This window comes from Mesorhizobium sp. M0772, from assembly GCF_040320135.1.
Classification (GTDB): domain Bacteria; phylum Pseudomonadota; class Alphaproteobacteria; order Rhizobiales; family Rhizobiaceae; genus Mesorhizobium.
The window spans coordinates 60765-75082 of record NZ_JAMYPB010000001.1; the positions used below are offsets into that span (position 1 = coordinate 60765).

Sequence of the window (14318 nt, forward strand, 5' to 3'; positions counted from 1 at the left end):
ATACTAAGCTCTTGTCTTTACGCAATTCCGGACGGAAAGCCGCGCACCCTTTCCTGGAATTGCTGTAGGCGGAACGCTTCAGGTGAAGCGGCCGCCGATCAACTGGCTCCACTGCTCGCCCGCAAGCCCGTTCAGAAAGACCTGCGCGTTCTTCATGGCATCGAGAAGCTCGGGATCGCGTGAATGCACGACGGTCGAGGCGACCGGTATGAAGGCTATGCGTCTTACAAGCATGGCGTCCAGAAGCGCGGGCTGGACGCGGCCGCGCAAGCCGGAGACACCGCGCCGGGCGGCATGCTCGACCAGGCAATCGATCACCGGCCCGGCCTGGCCGGGAAGAGCGAGGACCTGCAGCACGCGGCCGATCCCGTCCGGTCGCGCGTAATAGGCGAAAGCGCCGACATTGGCGCCGTTCGGCGATGCCACCGACACGTAGACAAGCTCTCCGAAATCGGGCTTTTGCGCCGCATCGCCCAGAATATGGTCGAGCTGACCTTCCGCCCACTGCGGACGTAGCGGAAATTGGGCGCAAAGCGGCTCCAGCAGCCCCGCAAAGCTGCCGCTGTCGATCTCGGAGGTCCGAAATGCCCCCCGGCTCGATGCGTTGGCGACGACGCCGGTCCAGCGTCGTTGACTGCCCTTCATTTTGCGAAGGTAGAGCCGGTCGACGATCCGGGCGAGCGGGTTGAACATCCAGGCAAGCTTCATGTGATTGGCAAAAAGGCTGAGCATGAAGGTCGCCGGCCGCATCACGCGAACCCAGTCAAGGCTGTATTGCGGCAGCACAACGCCGCGAAGCCGCGTCCACAGTTTCACGGACGTATCATTGGCGGTTTCGCTGAAGGAGATGTCCTGCGGACCATCGAGGAAGGCCTTCAACAGGCGGGCACCGGCCATCGGATCGGTCTCGTGATCCTCGACCATCAGCGAGCTGCAGATGGCAGCGTAGAGCTGCCGGCCGTTGAATTTCATTGGCAGCGCATGAACGCCGACGAACCCGGAAACCTGGCCGGCGTCATTGACATGGACAAGCGAACGGAGCCCGCTGCCCCAGTCGGGTGCGTCCAGATAAAACCGCCTCATGTAATCGACGAGGGAGGCCGGCGCTGGCCCCCGCTTCTTGCGCAGCATGCGTTGAAACATGCCCGCGACGGCCGCAAGGTCGGCCTGATCGAGGGCGCGGACGACGCTCACGCCGGGCTCCCGGTTCCGGGAACCCGGCCACCATGTTTGCGCGCCATGGCGACACGGGGCTGGCCGTCGGCCGTCACGGCAAAGGTTGGGGTTTCGTAGGATTTCGTTCTCGATAAAAGGGTTGCTATCTGCCGATCTTGACCTTCGCCGAACTCAAATAGCAGCCATCCGCCTGGCTTGAGGAAAGCTGCGGCATCCCGGACCAGCCTTTGGAGGATCGAAATACCGTAAGGGCCGCCGTCGAAAGCTTCCCGAGGTTCGTTCTCCAACAGATGCGCGCTTTCGCTATCGAGACGGGATGAGGAAATATAGGGCGGGTTGCACACAACCATGTCGGCAGCGCCGCGGAGGCCGTCACCCTCGATCGCGGCAAATAGGTCGCCTTGCCGGACCTTGATCCTGTCCTGCCGGGCGAGGCGCACAACATTGCGGCGGGCAAGCGAAACCGTGCTGTCGGTCAGGTCCGCCGCCCATGCCCGAGCCCGAGGACATCCGCTGACGATGCCCACGGCAAGATTGCCGCTGCCGCAGCACATGTCGATCAGGATCGTTTCGTGCGCCTGTTCGCCAAGAATGGCCGCGGCCGTCCGGCCAAGCAGTTCCGTTTCGGCTCGCGGCACCAGGACGTCAGGCGCGAGTTCCAGCTCAACCCGCATGAAGCGGTGCAATCGCGGCCAATTGCGATCGTTTGCACGGCCGGCAGGAAGGCTGTGATGCTGCGGCAAGGAAAATCCCTATCCTGAGGATAAAACGCGGGTTCCCTGTTGTTACCAACTCCGGGTAAATTGATGTTAAAGATCATGATTGGATTGGGAGTAACCGGCCTATGTTGGCGGCGTCCTGTCCCATCAATGGCGAATTCCTGTGCCGCCGCAAGCCGATCCATGCGCTAATTCAGAGCAACGCCTCGTACCGGTCTCCGATCTTTTCAATTTCGAAATCCGCCGCCCTGCTTTTCAGGATCGCGGCGGTTGTCGGCTGGTCGAGCATTCCGGCCATCGCCACTGCCAGAGCCGCGGCATCGCCGACCGGCACCAGGGCGCCGAAGCGGCCGTCATCAAGTATTTCGCGCGGGCCGTGCGGCGCGTCCGTGGAGACCACCGGAATCCCCGCTGCCATGGCCTCGACCAGAACATTGCCGAAGCCCTCGCTGGTCGATGATAGGACGAACAAGTCAGCTACTGCGTAGCAGGCCGCCGGATCATTGACATAGCCCGCAAACAGAACGTCTGCGCCGATACCGGATTCTTCGGCATAGGCGCGCAGCTCGTCGGCCAGCGGACCCTCGCCGAAGATGACAAGCCGGGCCCGGCGGCCGGCGCGCAGCACAGCGAAGGCCCGCAGCAACGTCCAATGATCCTTAACCGGCACCAGGCGTCCGGCGGTGATGATGACGGGGCCGTCGCCCATCGCCGCGAGCTCTGCCTGCCAGGCGTAGGAGCGTTGCTGGGATGCCGCAGCCGGCGGCAGCGGGTTGTTGATGACCACGACCTTGGATTTCGGGAAGCCTCGGGCCACAAGATCGCCGCCGACACCCTCAGAAACCGCGATGGCCCTGGTGGCGCGGGCCGCAACCAGGGCCGAAAGCCAGACCGCCATTTTCGCGCCAAGGCTGCCGGAAGGCAATGAGGCGGCGGCGTGGAAACTCGGGAAGAACCGCGCCCTGCTTCGCGCGAGGGAAAGCGCCAGCGCCACGACCAGATTGGCGAATTCCGGGGCGCTGTAGATCGCGTCGGGAGAAAGGCGGCCAAGCAGGCCCGCGCTTCGCACGATGCCTTTCAATGTCGCCCACTTGCCATAACCCTCGCCGCGAATGGGGAGGCCGAAATCGACCAGATGCACGGCAGGCGAAAGCAGGGCGGCATTGGGCCCCTGCGCGTTCCAGGTAAAAAGCGTGACGTTGTGGCCGCGCGATGCCAGCTCGTTCGCTATCAGGACGAACACACGCTCGGCGCCGCCGCCCCTGAGGCTGGCAATGTGAAAGACAATCCGCTTCGCCATTTCAGGCGCGGCTGGCAATGACATCCGGGCGGTTCGGCGGAAGCCGCATGTCGCGCACGATACCCAGGGTAATGGCGAGCAACATGCCGAGGATCATGCCGCCAATGGCCCCCAGGCCGATCATCACGACGGTGCGCGGGGGCCATGAACGGCCCTTTGGCGGCACTGCGGTGGAAATCACCTGCACATTGGTGCTGTCGATCTGTTCGCGCTCGGTTATCTGGCGTGCCCGCGACAGGAAGCTCTCATAGATAGCCGTCTTCGACGCGGCGTCACGTTCAAGCTCACGCAAGGCGACCTCGGAATCGCTATCCGAGAACACGTTGCCCTTCAAGTCATTCATCTTGGCATTGAGGGAGGCCGACGAGGTTTTGGCGGCATCGAGATTGACCTTCGCCAAGCGCAGGGTGCGCGCGTATTCGGCGCTGAGTTGCGCGCTGACCGTGTTGTACTCCGTCTTAAGCCTGACGATCGACGGATGACGGGGGCCAAAGGTCATCGACTGCGAATCGATCTGCTGGCGCAGGCCGTTGGCCGTTGCGCGCAGCGCCACAAGCGCCTCCGACGTGGCGGGACCGGAATTGGTGCCGTTTGCGCCGGCGGCAAGCAGGGCGTCGTAACTTGCCTGCGCGGCGATGACGCGCGATTGCGTCTCCACGATCTGGCCGTTGAGCTGGGTCATGGTTTGCGAGGAAACAAGCTGCCCATTGCTGGTGGCCAGATTGTGGCTGCGCCTATAGGCCTCGACCTTCTCTTCGGCCGCCTGCACATCGCTCTTGAGCTGGCCCAGCCGCCCGTCCAGCGCGGCCGCGGCACGGCTGGCGCCGGAAGCCTCGGCGCTGGCCAGCTCTTCCTGGAAAGTCTTGACGATATCCTGCGAAATCAGGATCGCCTTAGCGGGGGTTTCCGCCGATACCATCAAGGTCGTGACAAACGACTTTTCATCCGCGATGCTGCTAACCCGTTCCGCCAGGTTCTTCAGGGCGGTAAGCTTTGGGTCGGGTTTGGCGCCGTCCGTCCCTGTGCGGCTTCGGTCCGCGTCGAAGAACTCCGGGTCACTGGCCAGGTCAAGATCGTCTACAACACGTGAAAGCACGCTGCCCGAGGTCAAGATGCGCTCTTTGCTGCGCGCGCTGAGCAGCTGTCCATCGACCTGGGCCGATTGCGGGTAAAGATCATTCGGAACAACCTGAAGATTGGCGGGATTGATGAGGATGTCCGTGGTCACGGTGTAGCGCTGCTTGCTCAGCAGAGCGTAGGCACCGCCGATGATCCCGCCGGCTATTGCCAGCAGGCATACCAGAGCGAGGCCGGCGCGCAGCCAGACAAACAGACGCCCGAAATCGAGTTCGAGAAAGGTTCCGATCTTGTTGAGCGTCACCGTCGTGACGGGCTCGGCTACAGGCGGCGCCACGGGTGCAGGCGACACAGGGGCCGACGTTACAGGGGCCGACGTTACAGGGGCCGACGTTACAGCGGGTGCCGCCGCATGTGCCATGATCGGCGCGGTTTGTTGCGGCTTTGGCCTGCTGGCGCGCCGCGCATTTTCGATCCGTTCATAGGGGCTAATGCCGGCGGCGGCCGCGGCTGGAGGAGGACCGGAAGCGGCGGACATCATGCTAACCCTTTAATATTCAATACGCACAGCCTGCTTTACGGAAACATCGTTAACATTTCATTTTCCAGGCGTGTCAGGCGCGTTCCGGAACAGCGATCTATCCACCCTTGGTCGGTATTCTGCCACGCCCGTCGTAGCCTGGCAAAGCGTGCAGGCGTTTCAAATGGAAATACAAGAGGTCGTCGCGAGGGCACCCGCAAGGAGCGGGCTTGGCGTCATGTCGCTGTTGATGCTGGTTGGCCTTGAAGGGGCGTGCCGGTTTGGCGCCCATCCGGCTTTCGATAAGCGAGCAACAAGATGACGAGCAGCATGATATCCGGCGCCTTCGAAGAAAGGGCATTGTTTGACAATGCCGCGAGAATGGACGCGGCCGCTGCGATATGGGCGGCCCGAGGCGTATTGCGCAGGAGCTTGAAAAGGAACCGGAAGAAAGCAAAGGCGAAGAGCAGGGCGATCGGCAGGCCGAACAAAAGCGTAAGAACGACCGGCGTGCTTTCGATGAAGGGGAGGTTGAGCTTTTCGTTGACGATCTTCAACAACTCGTTGGGATTCATGCCAAGCAGGATGTCCCTCCATTCAACAAACTTGAATACATCGTAGATCTTGACGCGCGCGTCGTAATTTTGATCAAAGAGCGTGTTGCTGAAGCGGTTCAGCAGCCCCGCCGAAAAGAGTATCGCAATCATTATGGCGCCACCGGCCAGCGTCAGCATCAGCACCAGGAGTTTGGCCTGGCGTTGATGTCTGGGTGACAGGTCCGGCCAAGGCAGGAACACGAGCAGGAACAGGATCTCGCCGCAAGCGAGCAGCAGGGCGGTGCGCGCGCCCGAAGCGGCCGTGCCGATGAAGAGAATGAAGATGCAAAGCGCGCACACCCAGATACGCCACCGCGTCAATGCAACGAAACCTATGGCGGTGGTGCAAAGCGCGCCCAGCGCCAGCGGATGGGCCGACAGTCCGATCGGCCGAAAGTCCAGCTCAACGAGGGGATAGGGCAGGAATCGATGCTGGGTGACGGCCTCGATCGTTCCGATGATGGCGCTGAGGACGATCATGCCGACGATGACATTGCCAAGCGCCCTGCGCACATGGTCACCCAGGGCAAGCATGATCATCGCCGCGGCACAAGAGACCAGATAGGAATCGATTATGAAGCCGGCCGAGCCGGCACGGCCTATCACGAAGAGATAAGGCACCAGCCACAACAGCAGCAGCGAATATAACAATGTCGCCTTGAACAGCCTGACTTCATCGCCTTCGAGCCGAATTGGCCGGGTCGTGGCGATGACGACAAGCAGCAGAAAGATCGCATAGGTCCCGATATGCAGCTTTTCGGGAAACGACCCCCCCTCCGTCGAATAGGACATCACCATATTCATCAACTGCGGAGAGATGGTCGAGCGGAGCAGGAAAGCGAAGGCCGCGAGGAGAAAGAACAGGAGTGTGAGGGCGTCTTGGCGGCTGGCCTGCGCGGTCACGAACTGTTGCTCTGTGGGGGTGACACTCACGATTATCTGACCAGCGTTGCGGCTTGCGATTGAGATGGCAGGGGACGAACGCACCCCGGGTACATTTTCCTGCACGAACGTAAAGGAATATGGATAACCCGATCTTAACAGTGGCGATGCCGGGCATGGGCCGCCACATGTCAGCTTTGCCGAAAAGCCGGACACCGCTCATTGAAATCTCACCAAAGTGCGCCGCGTGGGAACGAATGCACGCAATGCACTTGCGCGACATGCATCGGCAGCCGGATTTACGCTATTTCGTGAACTCGGTAACCCACACTTAATTGGCCGGTCGTATTGATGGCCATGCTTTGCACGGCGCCCGACGCGCTGCCTGTGGACGGCACAATGGCATCAGGCGCCGGCAAAGCGCAGGAGATCAAGGTGAAGAAATTCTATTCGATTCAGTATCTTCGCGCCTGCGCCGCCTTGCTGGTTCTGTTCGCACACGCCTTTTCCTATCAGATTGGCGTGGACAATCTGATTATTGTGACGGCGGGCCGCCTGGGCGTCGTTCTGTTCTTTGTCATCAGCGGTTTCATAATGGTCCATATTACGGGAGATGGTCCGTTTTCCGCTGCCACCTTCCTGAAACGCCGAGCAATCCGGATCATCCCCCTTTACTGGCTTTTCACCAGCCTCGCCGCGGTTCTGGCGGCGCTCGCGCCAAGTCTCTTCCAGAAGACCGTCTTTACATGGCCCCACTATCTCCAGTCGCTCCTCTTCATTGTTCACGAAGCGCCTGGACGGGATAGCGCCAGTCCAATCCTCTCACTCGGCTGGACGCTCAATTACGAGGTATTTTTCTATATCGCTTTTGCGGTGTTCGCATTCCTGTCCGTGACCTCGCGCGTATTTGTGCTGACGGTCTTTTTCATTGCGATGTGGATAGCCGGGCTGTGGCTGGCTCCCACCAACCCTGTTATCCAGTTCTATCTCAACCCTTCTCCGGTGGCATTCGTAATCGGCATGTGGATAGGGCGGCGCTATTTGGACGGTGATTTCACTTCCGACATACGCCATGCCTGGATATTCGGCGTAATGACCGCTGCAGGCGTGGTGCTTTCATTCGTCGATGACGGAACGCCGCTCTTGGGTCAGATCAGCTTCGCGGGACAAGCAATGTGGGCGGCGGGCCTGCTTCATCTCAGCCTCATTCTGGAGCCGAAACTCAAGCACTGGAGCCTTCTTGAGCAGTTGGGCGACGCTTCCTACGCGCTTTACCTGTCGCATATCTTCGTGATCGGCGCTGTGGCGTACCTAGCCAGACGCACCGTCGGATACGAGCATCCGACAACGGTATTGTTGGTGTCGGTGGTCAGCATCGTGGCAGCCTGCCTCGTCAGTCTGGTGATTTACCAGATGATCGAAAAGCCGATTCTTCAGACCCTGAACGGCAAAAGGAAGACGAGAAACACACCGCTTCCTCACATTGCCACGGAGAACAAATAAGCAGGCCTCGCAACGGGACGGTCACGGCTTTCAGCGCTTCAGTCAGCCCGCGCTGTCCACGACCTCGACATTGCCGGCGCGGTTAAGCGTATGAATGCCCGTGCGTGCCCATGCCGGACCCGCGCCGATCGGCCGGGGCGAGGCAAAACGGACATCGGACGCGTCGAGTCGCTCAAGCCGCATCAGCCCCAGACCACCGCCATAGGCCCTCGATCCGTTCTGCACCGGCAGCACCAGGGCATCGTCGTGGTGGATAAAGGCGCCGCCCGGCCGGGTGGCCGAATGATCGACGGCAATGGGATTGAGCGGATGGGCGACCCATGGCCCGCGCAGCGAGGGTGCGCAATAGACCGCCATCGTGTCCGACGCGCTGCCGTAGCCGAACCGCTCCGTTCCAACCAGCCAGAAGCGACCGTCGGATTCGAGCAGCGTCGCGTCGTTGAAATCCCTGTCCGCCATCAGCACCGTGTCGCGGACCCAGCGGTCGGGAAACTGCGCGGCGCGATAGAGCACAAGTTCGCGAGCCGAACCACTTTCGGGGATCATGAAAATCTCGCCATCGTGTGCGAACACCTGCGGATACGACAGGTGGTGCGCTTCCTCCAATACAACCCTTGGAACACCGAAAGTGCCATCGTCACCGAGCTCGGCGACGGAAATCACGCCGCGACTCGTCGCGTAGGGGAATTCCTCGACAAACAGATGATGGCGGCGGTCGGCCTCGAAGACGAACGGGTCGGCATAGAAGCGTTGGCCATCGTCCGGCAGGACTGTGAACGGTTTGCCGTCGAGTTGCCCGGTTTCGGCGATGCCTGGTCCGTCGATCACCCGATAGGCAACCTGCCAATAAAAGGGGCGTCGTCCCCGCCTGATTTTTTGCACGGCGCGATCGATCAAAGCCCTGCCAAAAAAGGGCACATAGTGTCGAACAAAACTGTCGTTCTTCAGGATCGGCACCGGGTTGTCGCTTACCGGCACAAGCTTGCCCGCAAAGAAGCGGGCGACGGTTTGCATGATCAGCGACATGGCGCCGGCGAGCAGGTCGTTGCAGCTTCGAGATAGCCAGAGCCTGTCTGCCAGCATCGGTCTAGCCTGGGCCACGACAACGCCATCGAGGCGAGCGCCAAGTTCAGGCAATTGTCCGCTCGCCAACATTGCGGCAACGCCGGCTGGAAAGCTGTTGCGACCGCAAAATTCGAGCCTCAGGACTGGCGCGTCTTGCCCCGTTGCGCTGGCAGTGAGATCTATGACGAGGTCCGGAGGGCCGCGATCGATGGGCGGCAACGGCTCGGACCGGCCCGCCAGCGAGGGACCGAAACGCCGGCTCTCGATCGCCAAGACAGTGTCCAGCCCCCGAGCGGTTGGCGCCGGCGCCGGCGCGTGGCAACTCGAGACCACATAACCTGCCGCACCCAACCGCATGAAAAGCTCATTTTCCCAGCGCCGGGATGCGACGGCGTGGCCGATGATTAAAATATTAGTCAACCCAAGTTATTCTCGTTAAAGCAAAAAATGGCTTTGCTCTGGTATCTTTCCCCACAGTTCCTGGCAAGGGTTGCCCAAGGGGGGCTGCGGACTCTAGCGTTAATCATACGTTAATTTTTTTGAATACGAAGGCGGTTCAGGGCGCTATTGTTAGGCTGAAAGCACATGTCAGCCGGGCGCCCACGCTTTCGGTGACCAGGGTCAACCATGAACGCCGTTTCACATCCGAGATTGCCCTCAAGGCGAAAACTGCTGATCGTGTTCGGCACGAGGCCGGAGGCGCTCAAATGTTTTCCGGTGGCGCGCGCCGCGCTCGCCCATCCAGGCTTTACCACGGAAATATGTGTGACGGGCCAGCATCGCGAGATGGTCGATCAGGTCATTGAATTGACGGGCCTGCCGGTGCACTACGATCTCAACATCATGCAGCCAGGTCAGACGTTGTTCGACGTGACCTCGCGCGTGCTCCTCGGAATGGCGGGGGTGCTGGAGAAGGCGAAGCCGGACATCGTCATCGTCCAGGGCGACACAACCACCGCGATGACCGCGGCTCTAGCTGCCTTCTACAAGCGCATTCCGGTTGCCCATATCGAGGCGGGATTGCGCAGCCACAACATCAACTCTCCCTTTCCGGAGGAACTGAACCGCAAGATTGCCGGCAACATCGCCACCTGGCATTTTGCGCCGACCACCGAGGCGCGCGACAATCTCATCGCCGAAGGAAAGGCTGCGAACACCATCTTCGTAACCGGCAATACCGTGATCGACACGCTGCTGCATTTCTCCAGCGAGATCGATGCCGACAAGTTGATGAACGCCAAGCTCGCCGCTCGTTTCCCCTTCATCGATCCGACCAAGAAAATGATACTCGTCACCGGTCATCGCCGTGAGAATTTCGATGGCGGCATCCAGAGAATCTGCACCGCGCTGAAGGCATTGTCGGCGCGCAGGGATGTGCAGGTCATCTACCCGGTCCATCCCAACCCGAATGTGCGCTCCGTGGTCGAGGCCGAAATCGGGACGGTGCCGAACATCCACCTGATCGACCCGCAGGACTATTTGCCGTTCCTGTACCTGCAGAAACAGAGCTACCTGGTGTTGACCGACAGCGGCGGCGTGCAGGAAGAGGCGCCTTCACTCGGCAAGCCGGTGCTGGTGATGCGGGAAAACACGGAGCGACCCGAAGGGATCGCCGCTGGTACTGCCCGGCTGGTCGGTACCGATATCGAAAAAATTCTGGCCAATGCCAATAGCCTGCTCGATGATGAGAGCGTCTATCGCGGCATGGCGGAGAGGCACAACCCATACGGCGATGGCCAAGCTGCGACCCGGATCGTTGAGGAATTGCTGAATCATGGCTGAAATCAAAACCGTTTCCGTTATCGGCATGGGCTATATCGGCCTGCCGACCTGCGCCATTTTTGCCAGCCGCGGACTCGATGTCATCGGTGTCGATATCAACGAGGCGGTGGTCGCGAAGGTCAACCGCGGCGAAATCCACATCATCGAACCGGACCTGGATGGTTTGATCCAGAAAGTTGTCGCCAATGGCAAGCTCAAGGCATTCAGCACGCCTCAGCCGGCCGATGCCTATATTATCGCCGTTCCAACTCCGATCACCCCGGACCGCAAGCCGGATGTCAGCTACGTGCTTGCGGCAGCGCGAAGCATCGCTCCGGTGCTAAAACGGGACGACCTGGTGGTGCTGGAATCAACATCGCCGGTCGGCACGACGCGTGTCATGACAGCGCTGCTCGCGGAACTGCGACCCGATCTCAAATTTCCCGTTGCGCATGGCGAGGAAGCTGACGTCCTGGTCGCCTACTCTCCCGAGCGCGTGCTGCCGGGAAAGGTGCTGACCGAGCTGATCAACAACGATCGCTCGATCGGCGGACTGTCCCGAAAGTCTTCGGAGCGGACAGCGGCACTCTATTCAAGCTTCGTCGCCGGCGACCTGTTCATAACCCAGGCCGAAAGCGCGGAACTGGTTAAGCTGACTGAAAATGCGTTCCGCGATGTCAATATCGCCTTCGCCAATGAGCTTGCGGCGGTGTGCCAGGATCTGTCGCTCAACGTCTGGGAGGTAATCGATCTCGCCAACCGGCATCCTCGCGTGAACATCCTGCAGCCGAGCCCGGGCGTGGGCGGCCACTGCATTGCGATCGATCCGTATTTTATCATCGACGCCGCACCGAACAATACGCGGCTGATCAGTTCGGCACGGCGCATCAATTCCGAGCGACCCTTGTCGGTGGTCAGGGACATCGAGGCATTGCTCGACCCGACCCGCAAGCAGACGATCGCCTGTCTTGGCCTCAGCTTCAAACCCAATATCGACGATATGCGCGAGAGCCCGGCTGTCGAGGTTGTTAAGCTTCTGTCCAAGATTCCCAATATCAAGATCGTCGCTGCCGAGCCCAATGCGCGTCAGTTGCCACACGAGCTCGAGGGCAGCGGGGTCATGTTCACCGATGCACTTTCCGCTATTGACCAATCCGATATCGTCGTCCTGCTGGTCGACCATCGACAATTCAATCTGATCGATCCCGAAGCGCTCAAGGACAAGAAGCTCGTCGACACACGGGGCCTGTGGACCTGGCGCAAGGCGCGCAAGCCCGACGCCCGCATCGAAGGCAAGAAATCCGAAATGGAACGCTCGCAGTCTCTCGCTCGCACCGGAGAAGCGGCATGAACTCGCATGACCCGGCATGGGCGCAACACTCCCTATTGGCATCACGCCGCCGCGAGTTTCTCGGTGCGACCATCCATGCGCTGACCATGGCCGAGACGCTGGCCATCGCAGACGAGGCGATGGCGACGCGGCGACCGCTTCATCATGTTGTCGTGAACGTCGCCAAGCTTGTGAACATGCGCAAGAATGCCGAACTGCGCGAGGATGTCGTCGGGGCGGATATGGTCAATGTCGACGGCAAAGGCGTGCTTTGGGGCGCGCGGCTCTGCGGCGTCGAGTTGCCGGAGCGTGTGACCGGCGTCGACGTCATGATCAACCTGCTTGCGCTGTGCGCCAAGCGTGGCTATCGCCCCTACCTTTTGGGCGCTGAACAGCACATTCTCGACGCAGTTGAAAGCCGACTTGCCAGAGATCATCCGAGCCTGGCCATTGCCGGCCGGCGCAATGGGTATTTCAAGGCGGAGGAAGAGGCCGCGATCGTCGAGGCCATCAACGCTTCAGGTGCCGACTGCCTGTTTGTGGCGATGCCGACGCCGAGCAAGGAGCGCTTTCTCAAGCGCTATCGCGACGTACTCGCTCCGAGTTTCGTCATGGGCGTGGGCGGCAGCTTCGACGTCTATGGTGGAAAGGTCGCCCGGGCACCGAAACTGGTTCAGGCGGCGGGCCTGGAGTGGCTGTTTCGCGTGGCGCAGGAGCCGCGACGCTTGTGGCGCCGCTACTACGATACCAACACCGCCTATGCACTGCTGCTGTGGCGTGAGTTCTGGTCTCGCCGGGGACGCCGAAACGTCAATCCGTAGGCTCGCGACTTTCAGAGAAGCATGCCTCATTGCGCGGGATTTATGCGATCCGGAGCCGTGCCCTTAGCTTGCCGATGAACTGCGTCACGGCCGCGGGGTGAAACAACCAGGTCAGTCCCAGGAAAGCCGCAGCGCCGGCGACACCGCCCGCCGCGAGCGGAAAGATCGCCGGCATATTGCCCAGCGCAGTGCTGGCAAGGCTGGCGGCCAGTCCGGTGCAGATAGAAATGATGGCCGAGACAGCGATGTCGCGCCAGGGAACCGGCACCGGCGTGAGCCTCTCGGCGATGACGATGCAGGCTGCAAGACCTGCCAGCGATCCGCCCGCCAACGCCAACGCCGCGCCAACCTCCGCCATGGTGGGAATCAACAGAAAAGACAGTGAAATCGTTGCCACCGAGCCGAAGGAATTGGCGATGATCAGCAGCCACGGCCGCTTATGTGCGTGCACCACGACGCCATAAACGAAGCTTGTGAGATTGGCACAAAGAACGCTGAAGGCGATGATCGGGAACAGCAGGCCGAAGCGACCATGATATTCCGCGGGCAGCAGGAGTCGCGTGATGTCGCCGCTGAGCGCGATAAGCATTGCTGCGACCGGCAGGCAAAGGCGTATCATCAAGGCCATGAGTTGCGACAACAACCGCCCGGACGCCTCGGATCCCTCTTCGTCGAAGCGGCTGACCACTTCTGGAAATGCGCCCATGTTGATTGCGTTGGCGACCATATCGATCGGCTGCCGAGCCAATGCGTAGGCGGCTGCGAAGACGGCCACCGCGCCGGCATCGTAGTAGAGCTTGAGGAAGACGCGTTCAGCGCTGTTGAGACCGAAACCGACCAGCGCCATGATGACCAGGGGCACGCCGAGGGCAAAAAACTCCTTGTGGGTGAAGCGCGGCGGGCCGCCAATAACGCGCCCGGATGCCACCACGCACGCCACGATGCCGGCAATCAGCACGGCGAGGCTCGAGCCGAGCGATACCGTCAGAAACGAGCGTTGGAAGATAAGGATGGCGGCGATCGGCAAGGCGAGTTGCAGCAGGCCGCGCAGATATTCAAGCATCGAATAGAGGGAATGACGCTGCTGCATTTGCAGCACCGTCAACGCGAACCGGCTGATGGAGCCGGCAATCAGATAGCTGCAGACGGCGATTGCAAATTCGATCCAGCGCTCCGGCACGATCACCGCCGAGGCGATCACGGATATGATCAGGGCCAGCACCGTGGTGACAAGCAATACCTGTCCGGCAAGCATCAGGCTGCCACGGCTGACGTCGCCTTTTCCGCCAAGCCGCAGCAAGGCAATGCGCAGCCAGTTGGTAACGGCAACATCCGTCATTTCGCCCACGGTGACCACCAGGGTCAGCAGGCCATACTCCGTCTGGTCGATCAGCCGCGTCATGACGACCAGCAGGAGCAGAGCGGAAACCCGCGTCAGCAGAATAGCTGGGCCATAGATGAGTGTGGAACGGAGCAGCAAAGGGTTGTTCCCGGAAAATTTGCCGTCGATTAATCGTTGACCGACGGGAATTCCAGCACGATGACGGCAAAGGGTGAACGGATACAGT

11 protein-coding genes are annotated in these 14318 nt (G+C 60.8%); 4 read left to right on the forward strand and 7 right to left on the reverse strand.

Translation table 11 applies throughout. The annotated features are described in order from the left end of the window. Positions 1-78: 78 nt before the first annotated feature. The 5 genes from NKI06_RS00285 to NKI06_RS00305 form a co-directional block, all read right to left on the reverse strand. Complete coding sequence (locus tag NKI06_RS00285) at positions 79-1194, reverse strand: hypothetical protein (protein WP_352983444.1); 1116 nt, start codon at positions 1192-1194, stop codon at positions 79-81. Further along, a complete protein-coding gene (locus tag NKI06_RS00290; protein ID WP_023683444.1) occupies positions 1191-1919 on the reverse strand; it encodes a N5-glutamine methyltransferase family protein in 729 nt (242 codons plus the stop codon). Before NKI06_RS00290 ends, NKI06_RS00285 begins: the two co-directional genes overlap by 4 nt. A gap of 169 nt (positions 1920-2088) precedes the next feature. Beyond that, positions 2089-3219, reverse strand: a complete 1131-nt coding sequence (locus tag NKI06_RS00295) for a glycosyltransferase (RefSeq protein WP_352666989.1) — start codon at positions 3217-3219, stop codon at positions 2089-2091. Beyond that, positions 3197-4810: a GumC family protein gene (locus tag NKI06_RS00300; protein WP_031197769.1), complete on the reverse strand. Its 1614-nt coding sequence runs from the start codon at positions 4808-4810 to the stop codon at positions 3197-3199. Before NKI06_RS00300 ends, NKI06_RS00295 begins: the two co-directional genes overlap by 23 nt. A 218-nt stretch (positions 4811-5028) precedes the next feature. Further along, on the reverse strand, positions 5029-6291 hold the full coding sequence (locus NKI06_RS00305; protein ID WP_023754981.1) for a VpsF family polysaccharide biosynthesis protein: 1263 nt from the start codon (positions 6289-6291) through the stop codon (positions 5029-5031). Positions 6292-6669: 378 nt separating this feature from the next. Here NKI06_RS00305 and NKI06_RS00310 point away from each other — a divergent pair, with 378 nt between their 5' ends. Further along, entirely contained in the window at positions 6670-7773 is a 1104-nt protein-coding gene (locus NKI06_RS00310; protein WP_352983446.1) for an acyltransferase family protein, read from the forward strand. 42 nt (positions 7774-7815) lie between these two features. On the opposite strand, the gene NKI06_RS00315 is transcribed toward NKI06_RS00310, so the two are convergent. Next, on the reverse strand, positions 7816-8799 hold the full coding sequence (locus NKI06_RS00315; protein ID WP_245260948.1) for a glucosamine inositolphosphorylceramide transferase family protein: 984 nt from the start codon (positions 8797-8799) through the stop codon (positions 7816-7818). A 666-nt stretch (positions 8800-9465) separates the two neighbouring features. Here NKI06_RS00315 and wecB point away from each other — a divergent pair. Genes wecB through NKI06_RS00330 form a run of 3 tightly spaced genes read left to right on the forward strand, consistent with a single transcriptional unit; the run spans position 9466 to position 12750 of the window. Next, entirely contained in the window at positions 9466-10620 is a 1155-nt protein-coding gene (wecB, locus tag NKI06_RS00320; protein WP_023707669.1) for a non-hydrolyzing UDP-N-acetylglucosamine 2-epimerase, read from the forward strand. Continuing rightward, positions 10613-11950, forward strand: coding sequence for a UDP-N-acetyl-D-mannosamine dehydrogenase (gene wecC, locus NKI06_RS00325; protein WP_023686301.1), 1338 nt, complete (start codon positions 10613-10615; stop codon positions 11948-11950). Before wecB ends, wecC begins: the two co-directional genes overlap by 8 nt. Continuing rightward, positions 11947-12750 carry a WecB/TagA/CpsF family glycosyltransferase gene (locus NKI06_RS00330; protein WP_023725122.1) on the forward strand — a complete coding sequence of 268 codons (804 nt, stop codon included), beginning with the start codon at positions 11947-11949 and terminating at the stop codon, positions 12748-12750. The genes wecC and NKI06_RS00330 overlap by 4 nt, the downstream gene beginning before the upstream one ends. Positions 12751-12790: 40 nt before the next feature. Here the strand turns inward: NKI06_RS00330 and NKI06_RS00335 are convergent, their stop codons facing one another. Continuing rightward, complete coding sequence (locus NKI06_RS00335) at positions 12791-14230, reverse strand: lipopolysaccharide biosynthesis protein (protein ID WP_352739258.1); 1440 nt, start codon at positions 14228-14230, stop codon at positions 12791-12793. Positions 14231-14318 lie beyond the last annotated feature (88 nt).